The sequence below is a fragment of the Lignipirellula cremea genome, assembly GCF_056501455.1.
In genome coordinates, this window is sequence record NZ_CM151415.1 from 2,878,641 (window position 1) to 2,897,961 (window position 19,321).

15 protein-coding genes and 1 pseudogene are annotated in these 19,321 nt (G+C 65.7%); 7 read left to right on the forward strand and 9 right to left on the reverse strand.

Translation table 11 applies throughout. The features are described 5' to 3' along the window. Window positions 1-51 precede the first annotated feature (51 nt). A complete protein-coding gene (locus tag SH602x_RS11275) occupies window positions 52-1,287 on the forward strand; it encodes a hypothetical protein (RefSeq protein WP_479476882.1) in 1,236 nt (411 codons plus the stop codon). A gap of 79 nt (window positions 1,288-1,366) precedes the next feature. Here the strand turns inward: SH602x_RS11275 and SH602x_RS11280 are convergent, their stop codons facing one another. Continuing rightward, the gene (locus SH602x_RS11280) at window positions 1,367-2,122 is read right to left on the reverse strand and encodes a hypothetical protein (RefSeq protein WP_479476883.1); all 756 of its coding nucleotides are present in this window, start codon (window positions 2,120-2,122) and stop codon (window positions 1,367-1,369) included. After that, a complete protein-coding gene (locus tag SH602x_RS11285) occupies window positions 2,115-2,666 on the reverse strand; it encodes an RNA polymerase sigma factor (protein WP_479476884.1) in 552 nt (183 codons plus the stop codon). Before SH602x_RS11285 ends, SH602x_RS11280 begins: the two co-directional genes overlap by 8 nt. A 450-nt stretch (window positions 2,667-3,116) precedes the next feature. Between SH602x_RS11285 and SH602x_RS11290 the strand changes: the two genes are divergently transcribed. The 3 genes from SH602x_RS11290 (at window position 3,117) to ppc (ending at window position 6,866) form a co-directional block, all read left to right on the forward strand. Beyond that, window positions 3,117-3,365: a hypothetical protein gene (locus SH602x_RS11290; protein WP_479476885.1), complete on the forward strand. Its 249-nt coding sequence runs from the start codon at window positions 3,117-3,119 to the stop codon at window positions 3,363-3,365. A 201-nt stretch (window positions 3,366-3,566) separates the two neighbouring features. Continuing rightward, entirely contained in the window at window positions 3,567-4,064 is a 498-nt protein-coding gene (locus SH602x_RS11295; RefSeq protein ID WP_479476886.1) for a hypothetical protein, read from the forward strand. A gap of 54 nt (window positions 4,065-4,118) precedes the next feature. Next, window positions 4,119-6,866 carry a phosphoenolpyruvate carboxylase gene (gene ppc, locus SH602x_RS11300; RefSeq protein WP_479476887.1) on the forward strand — a complete coding sequence of 916 codons (2,748 nt, stop codon included), beginning with the start codon at window positions 4,119-4,121 and terminating at the stop codon, window positions 6,864-6,866. A gap of 16 nt (window positions 6,867-6,882) precedes the next feature. On the opposite strand, the gene SH602x_RS11305 is transcribed toward ppc, so the two are convergent. Next, entirely contained in the window at window positions 6,883-8,448 is a 1,566-nt protein-coding gene (locus SH602x_RS11305; RefSeq protein WP_479476888.1) for an ATP-binding response regulator, read from the reverse strand. Between the two features lie 444 nt (window positions 8,449-8,892). On the opposite strand from SH602x_RS11305, the pseudogene SH602x_RS11310 reads away from it, so the two are divergent. Together SH602x_RS11310 and SH602x_RS11315 are read left to right on the forward strand one after the other, a co-directional pair. Beyond that, window positions 8,893-9,132: pseudogene (locus SH602x_RS11310) on the forward strand (response regulator); the annotation flags it as partial. Between the two features lie 97 nt (window positions 9,133-9,229). Beyond that, a complete protein-coding gene (locus SH602x_RS11315) occupies window positions 9,230-9,490 on the forward strand; it encodes a LuxR C-terminal-related transcriptional regulator (protein WP_479476889.1) in 261 nt (86 codons plus the stop codon). Window positions 9,491-9,544: 54 nt separating this feature from the next. Here the strand turns inward: SH602x_RS11315 and SH602x_RS11320 are convergent, their stop codons facing one another. The 3 genes from SH602x_RS11320 to SH602x_RS11330 all read right to left on the reverse strand — a co-directional run bounded on the left by SH602x_RS11320 (window position 9,545) and on the right by SH602x_RS11330 (window position 12,141). After that, window positions 9,545-9,967 carry an RrF2 family transcriptional regulator gene (locus SH602x_RS11320; RefSeq protein ID WP_479476890.1) on the reverse strand — a complete coding sequence of 141 codons (423 nt, stop codon included), beginning with the start codon at window positions 9,965-9,967 and terminating at the stop codon, window positions 9,545-9,547. An 81-nt stretch (window positions 9,968-10,048) separates the two neighbouring features. Next, window positions 10,049-10,861: a phosphoadenylyl-sulfate reductase gene (locus SH602x_RS11325; protein ID WP_479476891.1), complete on the reverse strand. Its 813-nt coding sequence runs from the start codon at window positions 10,859-10,861 to the stop codon at window positions 10,049-10,051. A 191-nt stretch (window positions 10,862-11,052) separates the two neighbouring features. Then, window positions 11,053-12,141 carry an acyl-CoA dehydrogenase family protein gene (locus SH602x_RS11330; RefSeq protein WP_479476892.1) on the reverse strand — a complete coding sequence of 363 codons (1,089 nt, stop codon included), beginning with the start codon at window positions 12,139-12,141 and terminating at the stop codon, window positions 11,053-11,055. A 375-nt stretch (window positions 12,142-12,516) separates the two neighbouring features. Between SH602x_RS11330 and glgP the strand changes: the two genes are divergently transcribed. Continuing rightward, window positions 12,517-14,742: an alpha-glucan family phosphorylase gene (glgP, locus tag SH602x_RS11335; RefSeq protein ID WP_479476893.1), complete on the forward strand. Its 2,226-nt coding sequence runs from the start codon at window positions 12,517-12,519 to the stop codon at window positions 14,740-14,742. A 67-nt stretch (window positions 14,743-14,809) separates the two neighbouring features. Here glgP and SH602x_RS11340 read toward each other — a convergent pair whose 3' ends face one another. From SH602x_RS11340 to SH602x_RS11350, 3 genes are read right to left on the reverse strand one after another with little or no spacing between them, the layout of a single operon-like run. Continuing rightward, the gene (locus SH602x_RS11340) at window positions 14,810-16,180 is read right to left on the reverse strand and encodes an efflux RND transporter periplasmic adaptor subunit (protein ID WP_479476894.1); all 1,371 of its coding nucleotides are present in this window, start codon (window positions 16,178-16,180) and stop codon (window positions 14,810-14,812) included. After that, the gene (locus SH602x_RS11345) at window positions 16,177-18,564 is read right to left on the reverse strand and encodes an ABC transporter permease (protein WP_479476895.1); all 2,388 of its coding nucleotides are present in this window, start codon (window positions 18,562-18,564) and stop codon (window positions 16,177-16,179) included. The genes SH602x_RS11340 and SH602x_RS11345 overlap by 4 nt, the downstream gene beginning before the upstream one ends. Then, a complete protein-coding gene (locus tag SH602x_RS11350) occupies window positions 18,558-19,274 on the reverse strand; it encodes an ABC transporter ATP-binding protein (RefSeq protein ID WP_479476896.1) in 717 nt (238 codons plus the stop codon). Before SH602x_RS11350 ends, SH602x_RS11345 begins: the two co-directional genes overlap by 7 nt. Window positions 19,275-19,321 lie beyond the last annotated feature (47 nt).

Below are 19,321 nucleotides of genomic sequence, written 5' to 3' on the forward strand. Positions count from 1 at the left end.
GGTTTCCCGCGGCTGGAAATCCGATCGAATCGTCCGGGGAGTCTTCCGTCGATGAAGCGAGCCGTCATTGCGATCGCGGCGATCGTCTGCGGAACCCTCTTCGCCCAGGCGAGCGTCGCCGCCGATCCGACTCCGGACGAGCTGGTGCAGGCGCTGGGATCGCCCGACTTCAACGAACGCGAGGTCGCGAGCGAACGACTGCTCGCGCTCGGTCTGGACGCGAAGGCTTCGCTTGACGCCGGCGTGAAGTCGACCGACCGGGAGGTCCGTTACCGCTGCCTGCGCATCCTCGCGATCCTGGCAGAAAAGGACTTCGTCCTGCGATTGCAGGCGTTCGAGAACGGCCAGCCGAGTCCCGACGGACAGGAACTGCCCATGTGGTCGGCAGTTCGGGCGCGCTTCGGCGACGACCTTCCGATTCGGAAACTGTTCGTCGAAATGACGCGGGAAGAGCGCGAGCTTCTCGCCGTCGCCGCGGAGGGGGTCGAGGCCCTGGAGCCCGTCTTCGACCAACGTCTGGCCGACGTGCAGTTCGAACTGAACGCGGGGCAGACGCTGAAGCTCGGCACGGCGGCGGCCTTCCTGCTCGCGGCGGACGTCGAGAACTTCAAGCCGAAGCAGTACCACTTCAGCGCGATGAACGCGCTCTGGCACCAGCAGGCGTTCCGCAGCGGAATCGAATCGGGCAAGACCCGCGAAATGCTACGAGAACTGGCGAGCGACTTCATCGTGCAGATGTACGGACCCGACGCCTACATGGGGCTGCACTGGGCCATGCAATGCGAGCTGCCGCGCGGCGTCGAACTGGCGCGGAAGACGCTGGACAATGAACAGAATCCGCAGGAGCACGTCACGCAGCACGCCATGCTGACCCTGGCAAAATTCGGCGACGCGAAGGACATCGTCCATCTGGAGCCTTTCTTCGCCGACGAAGCGACGCTTCATCAGAACGAGGAGAAGGGTCGCAATCGCGAGACGCAGATCCGCGATCTGGCCGCCGTGGTGGCGATCCGACTGCTCGGTCGCCAGCCGGAAGAATTCGGCTTCGGAAAGCCGATCCCTCATCCGACGGTCGTCTTCAATTCTTCCACGATCGGCTTCTTCGATGCGGAAGCGAGGAAGAAGTCGTTCGCCGCCCTGGAGGCGTTCCGCAAGAACGGCACGGAGCCGACAGGTTTCGCGAAGCCGGCGGACAAAGAGGCTGCCGACGCAGCGCCGGCGGAGGAGTCTGCACAAGAAGCCGAGGGCCGCAAGGCACGCGGAGAGACGAAGGAAGCGGGTCGCTGATCCGCGCGGAACGGAGGCATTCCGTGCTCACTCCACCGCGATATAGAGGCTTTTGCGATACGGGTTCAGACGCAGAGCCTTACGCCACGCTCTGCGGGCGGATCAAGCGCGCGTAGTCGTCGGCGTCGCCGCGCACCGCGACGACGTAGAGCTTATCCCCGCGGCGCCACATGCCGATGGCGAAGCCTTCCGACGTCCAGGGGGGACTGGCCGGAGGCGAGGCCGGCAGGTCGCCGGGAAGCGTCGCGGCATCCACGACGAACAGCATCGCGTCCGAGCGCTGTGCCGAACCGAAGCGATAGACGTCGCCCACGAACCGTCGATCGTGCGTGCCGGTGAGGCGATATCGGCCGACCGCTTCCGGAGCCTGACGGATCCACTGGCCCAGCGACCGCTCGGTGCGCGCGGCGTCGATCGGCTTCCAGTCGTCGTGGGCGCCTTCCTCCTGTTCGAGGTAGGTCGTCCAGGCGATGGCCCTTCGCGAAAGGGTTTCCTCGTTCCAGTTCTCGAAGTCGGTCGCCGGCTCGAGCAGCCAGACGCCGATCCCCAGGCTCGCAGCGGTCGCCAGAGCGAGGCCCCCGTAGATCGCGGCGCGACGACTGATGCCGCCGGACTGGACGGGCCGGGGGGCCGCGACCGGCGTCGGAGACTCGCGCTCGAGGGCTTCGTCGGGAATGGTCATCAACCGCGCGAGCATTCCCTGCGGAATCGCCACGTCGAGCAGCGCTCGCTGCACGGAATCATCGAACGCACGCTCTCCCGCCGAACGCGCGCGGACTTCCGCGCCGACCGGCAGGTCGTCGTCGCGTCGCGGCGATGGGGGGCGGCTATCCATGCTTGGCTTGCGTCGGGGACGGGGTGACTGAGGGCCCTTCCAGGGCGCCTCGCATTCGCTCTTTCGCCCGTGCCAGACGGCTCATCACCGTACCGACCGGGACGTCCAGTTGTTCCGCGATCTCGCGGTAGCTCAGATTCTCGAAATAAAACAGAACCAGGGGAAGACGAAACTCTTCCGGCAGATCCGCGAGCGTCGTCTGCACGTCGAGGCGATCCGCCGTGGATTCCGCTCCGGCGCCTCGGTCGGCGATTTCTTCCGCAGGGACCTCCGGGCCGTCTCCTTTCTCGCGCTGGCGCTTCTTCCGCGAGCGAAAGAAGGCATGACGCAAAATCGCCAGGAGCCAGGCCTGGGCCTTCTCCTGGTCGCGAAGCTGGTCCCGACGTTCCCATGCGGCCAGGTACGCCGCCTGAGTCAAATCCTCAGCGTCCGCCGCGGTCCCGCACAGCCGAAAGGCATAGCGGTATGCGACGACGTGCGTCTCTTCCAGGAATTTCGGCCATGTCTCGCGATCGAGACCGCCCGAAGGAAAAGAGTCGCTCAAAGGAGAGGAGTCCGCCAAGGCAGGGAATATTCCGCGATCAGCGTCCGTTTTCTCGAAATCGGACGACCAGCACAATCCGCAGGGCGCTGCGGCCGCGCGGGTATCGACGCCTTTTCGGCGTCCGGCATCTTTCCGGCGCCCGGTGGCAGCACAGCCCGACCGGACCGCTTTCACGCTATTCGATTCTCTCGCGAGGTTCTGGCGGCTCGCGTTCTTCCGAACTTTTTTCTTCACTCGGGGAATAAACCTTCACCGACTTCGCTCTATCCCTGCGTCGACGGCTGATGCGTCGGACCGGAGGGCGCCTGACGCACGCTTTAGTTCGCCTCATCGTCAGAATCCGACAAAGTCGGAGGGAAGTTCGCCCGCCCTCGGGAATATCTGCGGAGCGAGCGAACTCTCTCTTCTCATACTGCCCCGTCACCTGTTCACTCTCTGGAAGGTTTTCCTATGAAGAAGTTCCTGATCCTGCCGGCGTTCGTTCTGACTGCGGTTCTCGTCGGTTGCGAACCGGCCGAACCGGTGGCCCCCGTCACGACCGATTCGACGACGACGACGATCGAGTCGGACACCATGACCGACCCGGTCACGGGCGAAGCCGAAACGACCACGGTCACCGAGACCGAAACCGATTCGACGGCCGTCGAGACCGAGCCCGCCGTCGAGGCTCCGGTCGTCGAAGAAACCCCGGCCCCGTAGTCTGATCCGCTACAGCCGAAGATTCGAAAAACGCCCGCGTCGCATTCGCGCCTGCGGGCGTTTTTCGTGCGCCGACGCCCCAGGCGCGTCGGCCATCGTGCATGCACGCGGGCGATCGGTTAGATTCGCGGAGTGGCGGCTCTCGGCGAACGGACGTCGAGAGGCTTCGCGCCGTCCTCGCTCAGCCGACGGGAGAAACCTATGTCTCACGCGCTTCTCGCTCGTCGACTCGCGTCGCTCGCCACGCTCTCCGGAGCGATCGCGCTGTCTGGATGTCCGGCGACTCCGGAACCTCCTGCAGCAGACTCCGGAGCGCCCACGGCGGAAGTCGATACTGAAACGGTCGACGTCGCTGAAGATGACGAAGCGCTTCCCGGAAGCGATTCTGCTTCGGCCTCGATAGCGAGCGACGGTTCCGCTACGGCGCCGGAGAACGCTTCGCCGGCGGTCGCGACCGAAGCGCCGAGCGACGATGCCGATCCGGCCGTGACGCTGGAACGACCGAAAGACTTTCTGCGGCCGACCCTGTCGGATGCCTCCCTTCGTGCCCGAGCGGAAGGGGAACCGACCGATCCTCCGGAAGCGGTCACCGACCCCAGCGCCGAGGCGGAAGACCCGCAGGTCCTTCCCGGCGGAACGCCCGTCGGCGATCTTTTCGACGGACTGGAAGAGAAACCGAGCGGCGAATCGGACAACTAGACTTTCATCGCCGTCACACAGCGAATTCCCTGAGACTTACATCGCCCGCTTACCTTGCCTACGAGCCTGCCTGTGCTGGAAGAAGAATTCGAGCATCTCGAGAGCCTGATTCTGGAGGTCGTTCGAGAGCAGGCGGGGACGCAAAAGCATGAAGTCGTCAGCCGCATCCGTACGCTCGCGGAAGCGCGCCGGCGCGGACTTCCCGGAGCGGACGACGATCTGAAACGCTTCGTCGCGTCGACCTCCTGGGAGGACGCCAAGACGGTCGCCTGGGCGTACGGCGTGTTTCTCGACCTGGCGAACGTCGCCGAAGAGAACCATCGCATCCGCGTTCTTCGCGATCGGGAGCGCGAGTCCTACCCCCGACCCCGCCCCGAATCGATTCGCGAAGCGATTCGCTTTCTGAAGGCGGGCGGCAAGGACGCGCGGGACATCGACAAGCTCCTCCGCCGGCTGCGGATCGAACTCGTCTTCACCGCCCATCCGACCGAGGCCAAGCGACGCACGATCCGCACCATCCTGCGTCGTATGCGGCGGAGCCTGCGTCAGCAGATGGATCCCGACACCCTTCCCGGCGAGCGGGAGATGCTTCGCCGGCAGATGCTGTCGGACCTGACCGTTCTCTGGCAGACCGACATCCTTCGGCCTGAGCGACCGACCGTGAAGCAGGAGGTCGAACGCGGCCTCTCGTTCGCGCGATCGCTGTGGGACATGGTTCCGCGGATCTATCGCGAGATGCAGGTCTCGGTCGCCGAAGAGTACCCGGGGCACGTGCCGCCGTTGCAGAGATTTCTGCGCTTCGGCTCCTGGATCGGCGGCGATCGCGACGGCCATCCGTTCGTCACCGTCGACGTCACGCGAAAGAGCCTGACGCTCTATCGCCAGGCCGGCATTCGCCAGCATCTGGAACGCTGCCGCGACGCGTCCCGCGCGCTGTCGATGTCGGCGCGGCAGGTGGAGGCGTCGGAGGAAGTTCGAGCGACGCTGCACCGCGCGCTGCGAACGTTTCCCGAACTCGCCGACCGGATCGACGAAATCAGCGAGCCGGAGACGTATCGCAAGTATCTCCGCTGGATCGAATTCCGCCTGCTGCGCTCCGCCGAGAGCGAGTGCGGTCGCGAGGTCGTCCAAGGAGCCTACGCGAGCGCCGACGAGTTCCGCGCCGATCTCGACCGCCTGATCGACAGCGTTCGCGCGCATGGCGGAGAACGGATCGTCGACGGGCATCTCGCGAACTGGCGCATCCAGGCGGAAGTCTTCGGCTTCTACCAGGTCCGCCTGGACGTGCGTCAGGATTCGCTCGTTCATACCGAGGCGCTCGACGCCATCTACCGCCTGCTGGGCGTCTGCAAGAACTATCGCGAACTCTCGGAAGCGGAGCGGCTGAAGGTTCTCCTGTCGCAGCCGATCGACTTCGACGCGGCGGCGCTCGCTGCGCTCGAAGGCGTGACGCGCGACACGGTCGAGCTCTTCCGGCTGATCGCGCAGACGGTCGCTCGCGAAGGTTGGGAACCGTTCGGCGGCCACGTCATCAGCATGACGCATGCGCCGAGCGACGTCCTGGCCGTCTGGCGACTCTGGCGTTCGGCGTGGGAATCGCTGAAGAACGGCGAGTCGCTGCCCCATCTGCCGATCGTTCCGCTGTTCGAGACGATCCGCGATCTGAACGACTCGGGCGACGTGCTTCATGCGACGCTGACGATTCCGGAGTATCGCGATTACCTCGCGATCGAGCCCGATCCGTGGCAGATGGTGATGATCGGGTACTCCGACAGCACCAAGGACGGCGGTTACTTTTCCGCGTGCCGCAACCAGTTCGTCGCTCAGCAGAATCTCGCCCGCGTGGCGGCAGAGCAGGGCGTGCGATTGACGTTGTTCCATGGTCGCGGCGGCGCGCTCGGGCGAGGAGGCGGTCCTGCCGCGCGTGCGATTCTGTCGCTGCCGCCCGAGTCCGTGGACGGAGCGATTCGCGTCACCGAACAGGGCGAAGTGCTCGCCGAGCGCTACGACGAACCGTCGATCGCGCACCGCCATCTGGAGCAGGTGACCTGGTCGACGCTGCTCGTCACGGGCAGTCCGGCGCCGAAGCTCGATCCGCGGTGGGTCGAAGCCGTCGATCGGATCTCCGCGGAATCGTACGCCTACTACCGGCGCTTCGTGGAACAGCCCGGCTTCCTGCAGTACTTCCGCGAAGCGACGCCGATCAGCGAGATCGAAAACCTCCCGATCGGGTCGCGACCCTCGCGTCGTCGGGAAATGAAAGGACTCTCCGACCTCCGGGCGATTCCCTGGACCTTCGCCTGGACACAGAGCCGCAAGATGCTTCCCGCGTGGCTGGGTCTCGGCTACGGAATCGAGGCGTGGATCAAGCAGGGCGGGCAGATGCTCGTGCTGGAGGAGATGTACGAAAGCTGGCCCTTCTTCTCCGCAACGATCGACAACGCCGAACTCGCGCTCGTGAAGTCGGACATGGAGATCGCCCGGCTGTACGAAGGACTGTGCGAGGATCAGAAGATCGGCGACGAGATCGGCGAGCAAGTCCGCGAAGAGTACCGCCGGACCCGGATGCAGATCGTGCAGATCACGCGGCAGACCGATCTGCTGTCGCGGATTCCCTGGCTGCGTCGCTCGATCCGGCTTCGCAATCCGATCATCGACCCGCTGAACTTCCTGCAGGTCGAATGGATCCGGCGCCTCCGCGCGTTGCCCGACTCCGCGACCCCAGCGGAGATCGAGCCCATTCGTGAGCTTCTCCGCATGACGATCCAGGGAATCGCCGCGGGCATGCGCACCACGGGTTAGGCGAGCGCGGGCGGGACTACTTCGCCGGCGCGAGGATCGCCGCGATCAGATCGGCGGAGGGGCCTCCCTTGGAGAAGTAACCCTCCGCGCCGGCTTCGAGAATCGCTTCGGCCATGTCGGATTCCTCGTGCAGCGACAGGCCGATGACGCGCAGGCCCGGAAACGCTGCCGTGAGCCGACGGGTCGCCTCGATGCCGTTCACCTCGGGCATATTGATGTCCATCACGACGACCTGGGGCTGTAACCTGCGCACGGCGTTCACAATTGCGGCGCCGTCGCCCACTTCGCCGACGATCCGAATTCGCGGTTCGCGTTCGAGCAGCCGGGCGAGACCCTCGCGAACGGTCTGATGATCCTCCGCGAGGAGGACTCGCACGACATCGCCGGCCGCGATCGGCGGCAGCGCGGCGGCGCCGAAGTCGGCTTCCGGCGCGCGGTCGGCAATGGGAACGGCGATGGGAAGTTCGGGCGAGGCGGGGACGCGGACGATCGCACGGGAGCCGACTCCCTCGACGCTGGATATCTCCAGATCGCCGCCCAGGTGGCGAAGCCGTTCGCGGGCATGAAACAGGCCGAACGAGTCGCCCTTCGCCCTTTCGGCCGCGACCGGGTCGAAGCCGCATCCCTGATCGCGGACTTCCAGCACGACCTTTTCGTCCGCCCGGGCGAGAAGCACCTCGGCCCGGTCAGTCTTCGCGTGTTTCACGACGTTCAGCAGCAGCTCCCGCACGATCTGAAAGATCTGATCGCGGACGAGCGGCGCGATCGCGTCCGCCCTGGGCTCGGCATCGACGCTCACCTCCAGACGATGCTGCTCGCGCATCCGCTTGGCGAGCCATTCCAGAGCTGCCGTGAGGCCTCGTTCTTCCAGCGCGGGAGGCGCCAGTTCGCCCGCGAGCGTGCGGAGGGTCTGCTGACACTGCTTCAGCAGGACGATCGATTCGTCGAGATCCTTCCGGGCGCTCTGGTCCAGGAGGTCGGTTTCGATCAGGTTCAGGCGCATCTGCGCCGCGATGAGCGTCTGCTGTGCATCGTCGTGCAGCACATGGGCCAGGCGAAGCCGCTCCCGTCGCTCGGCCAGCGAAAGCTCGACCGCGAGCGCGCCGAGACGGCGTTCCCGTTCGCGAAGCTCCGACGTCGGATCCGTTGCCCGCTGCTCCATGCCCGCGGACTCCTCGCTCGGTCCGTCGGCGCACGCATTCGATATTTCCCATTCATCGAAGACGACGAGCAGGAATTCGGAGTGTTCAGCGCTGATGGCGGGACGGACCTGCAAAACGACGCGCCGAAGTTCTCCTTCGATCGAAAGCGTCACGGGGCGCGATCGGGACGGCTTGCCGTGCTCGCGCGCGAGGTGAATCGCAGTCCGGAGTTCCACCCGTAACGGTTCGCGGAGCAGCTTGAAGACGTCGCTGGTGGCTTCGCCCGACGGAACCTCAAGGAAGCGGCCGGCGTTTTCGGAGGCGTGAACGACTTCATGCTCCCGCGTCAGCAGCAGGCTGGGGGGCGCGTACTGCTCGACGATCCTCGCGTACACCGCCATCGCTTTCAATTTCGAGACGGGTTCGTCGTCTTCACGCATCGACGTCCCTTCGTTCGTGGTAGCCGTCAGATCGAGACGCTGCCGATTCCCGACGCGTCGTCTCCTCCCTCGTCATCCTAGGCGTTCGCACGAACGGTAACGTTCGGACCGGCCCGAGAATCTGTCCGATCGCGCGGCTCGACTTTTTGCGAACGAATGTCGAGTCACCAGGCGGCGCCGTGCGTGCTCTGCGGCGCCCGGAACCCCCTAAGAGAAATACGGGGTTGCTCGTGGGCCGTGAGCGCAAAGACTGGTATTGCCACCGGAGAAGGCCCGGAAACGTTTCCATCGGCTCGCCCAGCGGTTTAGGTTGATGTCGTCACCTTCCGGACCCGGGCTTCCTGGGGGGCTCGCAAAGGAGGACCGATGAACGCCATGGAACGACCCTACGACCGCTCAGTCACCTTTCTGCTCGTCGACGATCACGAGATGTACCGAATCGGCATGCGGCGGCTGATCGAGAAGCAGCCCGGCTGGCGAGTGGTCGGCGAAGCGGCGACGCCCCAGGATGCGCTCCGCCTGGCAGGCGACCTGCACCCACAGATCGCGATTATCGACCTGCGCTTGAAGGATGGCGACGGGCTCGAGCTGGTTCGTCAGATGCAGGCAGCGGATCCGGCCGTCAGGGCGCTGATTTCGTCGGTGAACGACGAGGAACTGTTCGCCGATCGGTGCCTGCAGGCCGGAGCCTCCGGATACGTCGCCAAAGGCCAGCCTGCTGAGACGCTCGTCGCGGCCGTCCAGAAGGCGCTCGCGGGGGGGCATCTACCTCAGCGAGGAGATGACCGACCGGATGGTCACGCGGACCGCGGGGAGGCGAAAGGCAGTCTTCCCGCTCGACACGCTCACCCCGCGCGAGCGAGAGGTGTACGTCATGATCGGACGCGGTCTGAGCGTGAAGCAGATCGCCGGCGCGCTTCAGCTAAGCGCGAAGACCGTCGAGTATCACCGGCAGCAGCTCAAGAAGAAGCTGCAACTCTCTTCCAGCGCGGCCCTCGCTCGGCATGCGACCGTCAACCCGCTGCAAGCCGAGAACGCCTAGTCGTGGCGTCGCCTGTTCGCCGCTGGCTCGCCCGCCGCTGCTCGGGCGTCGCGCTCAGATGTAGTACATCGGGTCGGCGTCCGCGCACCGGCGGGCGAGTTCCGACAGCGGCGTCGCGCGCAGCAGATCGCTGACCGAGGCGTCGATCTCCTGCCAGACGCCCGAGAGTGCGATCATCGCCGGGGTCGGACGCTCGCCCGGTTGCCGTAAGGCGGGGCGACCCTCCATCGCCTCGATCACTTCGTCGAGCGTCGTCTCCTCCGGATCGCGGGCGAGAAGGTATCCGCCCGACGCTCCCCGGGCGCTGATGACCAGGCCCGCGCTCTTCAACTGGTGCAGGATCTGGACGAGGAACTTCTCGGGGATCCGCTGCGCCTCCGCGATTTCGCGCACCGGCGCCGGCGCTCGCGAGGCATGTCGCCTCGCAAGTTCCACCAGCGCCAGACAGGCGTATTCGGTTTTCGCGCAGAGATTCACGGGGATTCGTCGTCCGGGCGTCGCGTCAGAGATTCGTGCGGCGGGTCATCGACTTGCCGAGTTTCGATCGTTCGAGGGCCGTCACACGTTGCGTGCCGGGTCCGTTCCCTGCGTGCCTTCGTCGAGCGAGTGCAGCCCGCACTCGGTCTTGGCCGTGCCGCTCCAGCGACCGGCACGTTCGTCCTCGCCGAGTTGGATGGCCCGCGTGCAGGGCCAGCAGCCGACGCTGGGGTAACCATTGTCGTGCAGAGGGTTGTACGGGACGTCGTGGTCGAGGATGAACTTCCAGACCTGACCCTTGCTCCAGTTCGCGAGCGGGCTGATCTTCACCAGGCTGAACTTCTTGTCCCAGCCGATGATCGGGGCCTTCGCCCGGTCGGGGCTCTGATCCCTGCGGATCGCGCTCGCCCAGGCGTGATAGCCGACGACCGCCTTCTCCAGAACGCGAAGCTTGCGATCGAAGCAGCAGCGGTCGGATCCTTCTTTGGTCTTGTACAGCGGGCCGCCGTGCAGGGCTTCGTAGGCGACGACGTCGAGTTCCGGCTTCTTCAGTTCGACCTCGATGCCGTAGCGTTCCTTGACCCGCTCGCGCAGATCGAGCGTCTCCTGGAACTGATAGCCCGTGTCGAGATTGAAGATCGGCGTTTCAGGAGCGACCTCGGCCAGCATGTGGATCAGGCACATTCCTTCGGGTCCGAAAGCGGTCGCCATCGTGAACCGGGGGGCGAAGCGTTCGACCGTCCAGCGCAGGATTTCCTGGGCCGTCGCCGTTTCGAGTTCGGCGCTCTTCGCCGCCATCTCGTCGCGCAACTCGTCCGTCCAGACGAGCGGCTCGACCGGCTGCGAAAGGCTGGCGGCCGAATCGTAGGAAAGTTCGGCTGCAGCGCGGCCCACGGCGACTTCCTCGGAAACGAAAACAAAGTGGTTGATCACGAACCGCGGCGAACCGCGCGTTCTGGCTGCCTTGAATCCTTACTAACTTGACGTATTTAGTCAAGTATGCGGCGGTTCCATCCCATAGAATCGGCAGATCCGGCAGTCCGTCTTCACCTCGTCCGTCGGCGCGATCCGATTCCAACGCGGATCTAGCCGTTCGACAGCGAGTCGAGGCCGGCCAGTGCGCAGAGGTGGGCCTGCTGCACGGGAGCGGGGCAGCTCCAGACCAGGAAAAACATCGCCTCCCGGCACCAGCGACCCGCCGGATGGCCCGAGACGTAGCCCGCGCCCTTCGCCGCGCTGAGCGCCGCCTGCGACGATCGCAGGGCCAGTCCGTTCGCCCGCTGACGGATTTCGGAACTGGAACAGCTTGCCTCGCCGACGCTCGCGGCCAGCAAGTCAGCGAGCAAGGCGTCGGTCTGATTCGCCAGCGCCTCCGCCGGTTCGGCCAGTTCCGTCCGCTGGGCGGCTTCGTTCCGGAGGAAGTCGACCGCAGCTTGCGCCAGTCCGACCGCCAGAGCGCTCGTCTGCAACCCTCCGGTTCCGGCGCCGGCGCCCTGGGAGAGAACGCCGACCGTCGGCCCTGCGAGGACGCGGTCAGACGGAACTCGCACGCTTTCGCAGCGCACCGCGCCGGTGCGACTGCCGGTAAGCGCCATCAGGCTTTGGGGTTCGGCGACCTCGACGCCCTCGAGTTTCGTCTCGACGAGGGCGAGGATCTCTTCGCCGCTCTCGAGCGTCGCGCCCATGACGATCCAGTCGGCCTTCTCCGCGCCGGTGACCCAGGGGCTGTAACCGTCGAGAAAAAACTCGCTTCCGTCCTGCCGGGCCGCGAGCGCCGGTCGCCCCATGTGCCGGCGACTGGTCGTCAAATGCGAGATCCCCACCGTCGCGAACGCCCGCCCGGTCAGCAGATCCTGCAGCAGTTCGTCCTTTCCTGGAAACCCGGGAGCAGCGGCGATCCGCTTGCAGGCGCCGAGAAACTGGGTCAGGACGAACGTCGTCGTCATACAAGCCCCGGCCAGACGGACATACGCTCTCAGCAGGTCGGTCTCCGACCAGCTTCGTCCCCCCTGCGCTTCCGCCAGAAACCATTGCGGGACGCCCGCGCGAACGCAGTCGGCAAGAGATTCCGCCGGCCAGGTTCCGCCCGCATCGACGACGCTTGCGCGGTCCGTCAGGCGCCGCACGAGCGGCTCGAACGCAGGCGAATCGACGTGGACGATCGGCTGAAGCATGGCGGCAGGAATCACAGGACACCGATCGATTCGCAGAGACGACTTCCGACGCGCTGACCGAGGCCGCAAGGGCGGGCTACTTTGCCTACGCGGAATATCTTTGCATTAAGTGGCCGCCCGGGTACTGCAAGGGGGATAACGATTAACAGGTCTTGCAAAGCGAAACGGAGATCGCCACGCTTTGTGCAGCGGACGTCGATTTCGCGTCTTCTCCTTCCGAACCCGGAAAAGTCCGACTTGTTGAGTTCGCGCGTTAATCGTGAATGCCAGCGAGCGTACTTCAGCTAACTCGAACGAAAACGACGACTTGCAGCCCGAACGGTCTCCGTGATCCGTTCAGGCTTCAGCGTATCGTGAGAATAACAAGGGATTGCGATGAACCCGACGGAACTGACCGAGCAACCGAAGGAGAACCCCGTCGTCGAAGTGCTGGCGACGACGCGCCCCATCGAGGCGACCGAGCTGTCGGCGCAGGCGCTTTATGACAAGTGCATGGCGCTGGCGAGCAATCTCTGGTGGTCGTGGCACCCGGAAGTCACGGCCATCTTCCGGGATCTGGATCCGATTCTCTGGCGCCAGCTCGATCATAACCCGATCGCCCTCCTGAAGGAGTTCGAGCCCGAGAAGCTCGCGGCGCGGGCGACGGAGACGGTTCTCTTCAGCCGCATCAATCATGCGTATCGGCTGCTGCGGGTCTATCTGGAGAACAAGCAGACCTGGGGCTATACACACGCCGGCGTCCTCGGCGCGCGCCCGGTGGCATACTTCTCCGCGGAGTTCGGCATTCACGAGTCGCTGCCGATCTATTCGGGCGGCCTCGGCGTGCTCTCCGGCGACCACGTGAAGAGCGCGAGCGGACTCGGCGTGCCGATGGTCGCCGTCGGTCTGTTCTATTCGCAGGGCTACTTCCGCCAGCAGCTCGACGAGAACGGGATGCAGCAGGAGGCCTACGTCAACACGCAGGTCGATAACCTGCCGATTCGCGCCGCGACGGACGCGGACGGCGCCCCCGTGACGATCGAGATTCAGACACGGACCGGGACCCTCAAGGCCAAAGTCTGGCAAATGGACATCGGCCGCGTGCCGCTGTTGCTGCTCGACACGCGGGTCGAGGGCAATTCGCCGGAAGATCGCGAACTGACCAACCGTCTCTACGGCGGCGACGAGCGGGTTCGCATTCGTCAGGAACTGCTCCTCGGCGTCGGCGGCGTCAAGGCGGTCGCGGCGATCGGCTACACGCCGGGCTGCTATCACCTGAACGAAGGTCACAGCGCCTTCGGCCCGCTGGAAGCGATTCGGCAGCGGATGGTCGAGGACGGCCTCACCTTCGACGAGGCGCTTCGCGAAGTCCGGCAGCAGACGATGTTCACGACCCACACGCCGGTGCCGGCAGGGCATGACCGTTTCGCGCCGGAGATGGTCGAAGAGCATCTCGGACCGCTCCGCGATGCGCTGGGAATCTCTTACGAGCAGTTGATGGGCCTCGGCCGCGTCGAGCCGCAGAATCACGGCGAGTCGTTCTGCATGACCGTGCTGGGACTCAAGCTCTCGCGCAGGGCGAACGCCGTCAGCTCGCTGCACGGACACGTGTCGCGGCGGATGTGGTCGAACCTCTGGCCCTGGCGGAGCGAGGAAGAAATTCCGATCGGTCACATCACGAACGGCGTGCATATCCCGAGCTGGCTCGCTCACCAGATGCAGCTCCTGTACGACCGGAATTTTCCGGCGGGCTGGATGAAGGACATGGGGCAGCCGGAGATCTGGCGGCATGTCTACGGCATCGACCCGGGCGAACTGTGGGAGACCCACATCGCGCTGCGAAACCTGCTCCTGGAGTTCGCGCGTCGTCGCCTCTCCCGACAACTCCGCCGACGGAGCGAGGCGGAGGATTCCGTCGAGGCGGCGCGTCACGTCCTCGATCCGCGCATCCTGACGATCGGCTTCGCGCGGCGGTTCGCGACGTACAAGCGGGCGAACCTGCTGCTGCTCGATCTCGACCGGCTCGATTCCATCGTCAACGATCCGCACCGACCGGTGCAGTTCATCTTCGCCGGCAAGGCGCATCCAAAGGACGAGCCGGGCAAGCGCCTGATCCAGCAGATCGCGAATATGCGGAAGGATCCCCGGTTCGCGAATCGCGTCGTGTTCATCGAGGACTACGACATCAACGTCTGCCGGCACATGATTCAGGGGATCGACGTCTGGTTGAACAACCCGCGACGTCCCCTGGAAGCGTCCGGCACGAGCGGTCAGAAGGTCGTTCTCAACGGCGGGCTCAACTGCTCGATCCTCGACGGCTGGTGGGCGGAAGCCTACGACGGCGAGAACGGCTTCGCCATCGGACGCGGCTCGCACCATTCGGACGAGAAGATCACCGACCGGCGGGACGGCGAGGCGCTCTTCGACGTGCTCGAGAATCAGCTCGTTCCGATGTTCTATGACCGCGACGTCGACGGCCTGCCGCAGGCGTGGATCAAGCGGATGATGAACTCGATCGCGAGTCTCGCCTGGCGGTTCAGCGCCCACCGCATGGTGATGGACTATACCCGCGTCGGGTACGTTCCCGCCGCCGGCGGCCTGTCGTGCGAGATGCCGGACTGAGCTGACGCAGGCGGTCTTCGTCTGAGCGGGGGACGACCGTCCCCCGAGCCCTATCGGAAGCGCCGTTCTACGGTTCGACAGCCGTCGCCTTCATGCCGTCGCGGTAGCTGTTCTCCGGCGCGAGGGCGACGAGTTCGCCTTCGGCCAATCCCTCCACGATCTGGGCCGCTTCGTCGGTGAGGATGCCGGTCTTCACCGCCCGCTTGAGCAGGCGTCCGTCGTCGACGACGAAGACCCGTCGGCTGCCGTCCGCTGCGCGGTAGAGAGCCGTTCGCGGAACATAGATTGCGTCGGTCGCGGCCTCGACTTCGATGCGAACGCGGACGGCGTATTCGACGCCGACCTTTCGATCGCGCACCAGCGTCTCTCGCGTCGCTTCGGGAAGCTCGATCGCGACGCGCACCCGCTGCTCCTCCACGCCGAGCGAGCTGACTTCTTCGAAGCCTTCGGGCTCCACCAGTTCGACGGTTCCCGGAAGTCCGTTCCCCGCTTCGCGTCCGACGGCAGGCCCGTAAATCTCCGCCGGCTGACCCGCGCGAAGCTCGACCGCGTCGTCGCTCAACAGGTCGGCTTCGACCCGCAGATCCTCGATCGATCCGACTTCGGCCAGTTCGGCGCCGGCTGCCAGCGCCTGCGGAGAGACGACCGTCCGCTTCAGCAGCACGCCTTCGACCGGGCTGTAGATCGCCCGCCGGCGCCGGCGCAGCAGCGACTCCTCCAGCCGGGCCACCGCTTCCGCCTTCTGCTTTTCGAGCGTCGTCCGGGAGAGTTGCTTGCGGTCGATGTATTGCGCGATCAGTTCGGGCAGCAGCGTCACGGCGGTCTGAATCGCTTCGACACTCTCCTGGGTGAAGACGTCGGTTCGATAAGCCGCCTTGGCCTCCACCGACTGCATGCGGGCCCGCTGCAATTCGTCCTGCGTCGCGCCGCCTGTTCCTGCGACGCTCTCGACGCGGCGCAGGAACGATTCGGCATAGTCGGCGCGAGCTTGCGACGCCTCGGTCTGCGCCTTGGCCGACGCCGTTACCGACTGCGTCGCGTCGACGAACTTCTCGGCCTGACGCTTGGCGGTGGACTCGACGGTCACGTCGTCATTCTCGGCGATCTGCGCGTCGAGCGTTTCGACGACCGCCTGGAGCGCGGCGACTTCGAGGTCGAGATCCTCCGCCGACATTTCCGCGATCACGGGGCCGACGGGAGCAGGCGCGACGAACGTTCCGACGGGCAGCGTCACCCCCTCCGTTCGGCCCGCGTACGGCGTGGAGATCAGATGGCGCTCGCGCAGACGCGTCACGCCCTTCTCGTCGATGAATCGCCGCACGTCGCCTCGCTGCGCCGCGGCGACGACGACCTCCTCGCCCGGCGCCAGCAGCATGGCGCCGACGATGGCCGTTCCGATCAGAACCAGGATCGAGATCGCGATCAGCGTGCGCTTCATTCGCGGGTCTTCAGAGATTCGAGCAGGTTCAAGCGAAAGATCAGTCGCTGCACGACCGCGTGCGCCAGCAGGGTGAAGATGCCTGCCGCGACCAGCGCCCAGGCGATGCGGAGCGGCTCGAACAGGATGGGAAGCCGGAGCACGTCGGTCGCCGCGCCCTCCGCGGCGAGCACGGTCAGCAGGTAGCCGAGCGGCAGGCCGAAGAGGACGCCCAGCGCCTGAACCGTCGCGCTCTCGACGAAGAACTGGTAACCGATCTCCCACGGATCATAACCAAGAGCCCGCCAGGTCGCGGTCTCGCGACGGCGTTCCTCCAGGTTCACCAGCGCCGCATTGAGCGACCCGCCGAAGAAGATCGTCCCCGCGAATCCGACCAGGACGACGACGAATACCGTCTGGTTGCGCAGCAGGGTCTCGTCGAGCAATTCGCCGATCCGGCGGCGGTCGACCGTCGACTCCACTCCCGGTATCGCGGCGATCTGCCGCTTCAGCCGATCCTCTGCGCCCGGCTCGACGGCCAGTTGCACGGACGCCAGGTGCGGCTCCGCCTGAATCATCTCGGCCAGCGATTCGATGCGGGCGTAGGCGGCGGCGCCGAGAAACGTCTCGGTCACGGCCGCGACCGGCGCGACGTACTCGCGTCGCTCGCCCGTCAGCGTGCGAAAGCGGAGCGGTTCGCCCACTTCGACGCCGAGAATGTCCGCCAGGCGGGACGAGAGCACGATGCCTCGCTCCGGCAGTCGAAACTCCTCGCCGTTCGCGTCGTAGAGCCTCGTCAGCATCGCGGTCGACGACAGACCGGAGATCGCCCCTTCGCGCGTCTCGCGACCGAGAAACTCCACCGCAAGGTCGAGCTTCGGCTCGGCCCGATCGACGCCGGACAGTCGCCGGAACGTGTCGAGTTCGTCGAGCGGAGCGACGTCCTTGAGGACTACCTCCAGATCATGTCGCTCCTGTTTCTTGAAGGCGACTTCGATCAGCGCGTCCTGCGAAGAGGTCAGCATAAGACCGCAGACCAGTAGCGCGGTTCCCATCGCGCTCGCGAAGATGCCGATCCCCGCGCGACCCGGCGCGCGAAGCGCGTTTCGCACGCCGATCCGGATCTGCAAGGGAAGCGTCCGCCAGATGGCCCAGGAGGAGACTCCGCGACCGCCGACGACCTCCGGCGCTGCGGGTCGCATCGCCGCGGCAGGCGGCAGCCGCATCGCGCTCCGCGCGGCGAACGTCGCGCCCGTGGCTGCGGCGCCCAGACCGAGCGAAGCTGCTCCGATCAGCGAGACGGCGTTCGGCTCGAACGGCAGCGAAGGAAACTGGTAGTAGACGTCGAACACGAGGACCAGGCCGTACGCCATGGCGAGGCCGAGCGCCACGCCAGCCGCGACGGAGCCGCCTCCCACGATCAGGCCGAACTTCAAAAAGTGAAAGAAGATCGCACCGTCGGAGTATCCGAGCGCCTTGAGCGTGCCGATCACGGTCCGGCGGTTTCGCACCATCCGCTGCAGGAAGACGTTGATCAGCAGCGTGCCGACGATCAGGAAGACCGTGGGCACGACCGCCGACATCGAACCGATCCCTTGAATATCGCCCTCGAGAATCTCGTTCGAGGCCTGACGGGCCAGCGGCGTGACGCGGGTGACGCCTGCGGAATCGAGACGCGATTCGAGCAGCGCGAGAGTCGTCCGGCGCTCGGTTTCGCTGAGCTCTTCGCCGTTCGCGTCATGCACGAACGTGCCGACGATTTCGTTGGACGCTCCTTCCAGGTTCGCGAGGCGCTCGGCGAGCGACTTCCGAACGTAGATCGCTCCGTACGCGGACGGGTCGGGAAGCAGGCTGCCGGGACCGACGAGAAAGGCGAACTCGCTGCTGACCGCGGCGCCGACGACGGTGAACCGCTCTCGTCGGCGATTGACGGTGAGGATCAGTTCGCTGCCGGGATTCAGTCGATGAGCCTGAGCGAACTTGTCAGAGACGATCGCCTCGTTGCGCGACGGATCGGAGAAGTATCCGCCTCGCAGCACGATCAGATCGTTCAGCGTCCGTTCGCGTTCGTCGGGCGCTGAAACCAGGATCGCGTTGACGTTCGTCGCCGCGCCTTCGAGTTCGACTCGGACCGGCAGGCTGATCCGCCCTTGGAGTTCCGCCACTCCCGGGGTCGACGCCGCACGCTGAACTTCCGCGTTCGAAGCCGTCTCGACGCGGATCCAATAGTCCGCCATGCGACACCGGGCGTAGTACGCGTCGCGTGCCTGCAGCAACGTCCGGTGGGCGTTCTGCATCCCGACGAAGCAGCCGAGTCCGACTGCCAGGACGCCGCCGATCGCCAGGATCACGCCCAAGTGGTTCCACAGATCGCGACCGAGCATGCGGTCGAGCTGACTTACCACGCGGCCGCCTCCGGCTCGACGCGGTTCGCGACGCGAGTGACGCTGGCGATGCGACCGTCGCGCATCTGGACGACCCGCTCGCAGACGTCGGCGAGCGCGAGGTTATGCGTGATGATGACGACGGTCGTCCTGAGATCGTGGTTCAGGTCCACGAGCAGGCGCAGCGTCGCCTTGCCGGTTTCCCGATCGAGCGCCCCGGTCGGTTCGTCGCAGAGCAGCAGTTCCGGGTTCTTCGCCGCCGCCCGGGCGATCGCGACTCGCTGTTGCTCGCCGCCCGAGAGCTGCGCGGGGAAATGATGCAGCCGCGCGCCGAGCCCGACCCGTTCGAGCGCTTCCCGGGGGTCGAGCGGATCGGGACTGATCTCGGTGACCGCCTGCACGTTTTCCAGCGCCGTCAGGTTCGGCACCAGGTTGTAGAACTGGAAGACGAAGCCGACTTTCTCCCGGCGGTAGCGAGTCAGTTGTCGAGCGTTCGCTCTGCCGAGGTCGAAGTCGCGATAGCGGACCTCGCCCGACGTCGGCGAATCGAGTCCGCCGGCGAGATTCAGCAGCGTCGTTTTGCCCGAGCCGCTCGGTCCGACGATGCAGAGCATCTCTCCTGCGTCGATATCGAGATCGACGTCCGCGAGAGCGATCGTTTCGACTTCGCCGGAAAGATACTTTCGTCCCGCGCCGCGAAAGCGGAGTAGGACTTCGCGTTCGTCGCTCATGTTCGCGATGAGGCGCTCCTTCCGCAGGTCAGGCATCGCCTGACGGA

Bases quoted from the DNA above. Each gene is read 5' to 3' on its own strand.
- SH602x_RS11305 (WP_479476888.1), bottom strand. From the start codon at position 8,448: ATGCGTGAAGACGACGAACCCGTCTCGAAATTGAAAGCGATGGCGGTG.
- SH602x_RS11330 (WP_479476892.1), bottom strand. From the start codon at position 12,141: ATGCTTCAGCCGATCGTCCACGTCGATTCGCCTGCGTTCGAGCCGCTC.
- SH602x_RS11290 (WP_479476885.1), top strand. From the start codon at position 3,117: ATGAAGAAGTTCCTGATCCTGCCGGCGTTCGTTCTGACTGCGGTTCTC.
- SH602x_RS11315 (WP_479476889.1), top strand. From the start codon at position 9,230: ATGACCGACCGGATGGTCACGCGGACCGCGGGGAGGCGAAAGGCAGTC.
- SH602x_RS11340 (WP_479476894.1), bottom strand. From the start codon at position 16,180: ATGAAGCGCACGCTGATCGCGATCTCGATCCTGGTTCTGATCGGAACG.
- glgP (WP_479476893.1), top strand. From the start codon at position 12,517: ATGAACCCGACGGAACTGACCGAGCAACCGAAGGAGAACCCCGTCGTC.
- SH602x_RS11280 (WP_479476883.1), bottom strand. From the start codon at position 2,122: ATGGATAGCCGCCCCCCATCGCCGCGACGCGACGACGACCTGCCGGTC.
- SH602x_RS11350 (WP_479476896.1), bottom strand. From the start codon at position 19,274: ATGAGCGACGAACGCGAAGTCCTACTCCGCTTTCGCGGCGCGGGACGA.
- SH602x_RS11275 (WP_479476882.1), top strand. From the start codon at position 52: ATGAAGCGAGCCGTCATTGCGATCGCGGCGATCGTCTGCGGAACCCTC.
- SH602x_RS11295 (WP_479476886.1), top strand. From the start codon at position 3,567: ATGTCTCACGCGCTTCTCGCTCGTCGACTCGCGTCGCTCGCCACGCTC.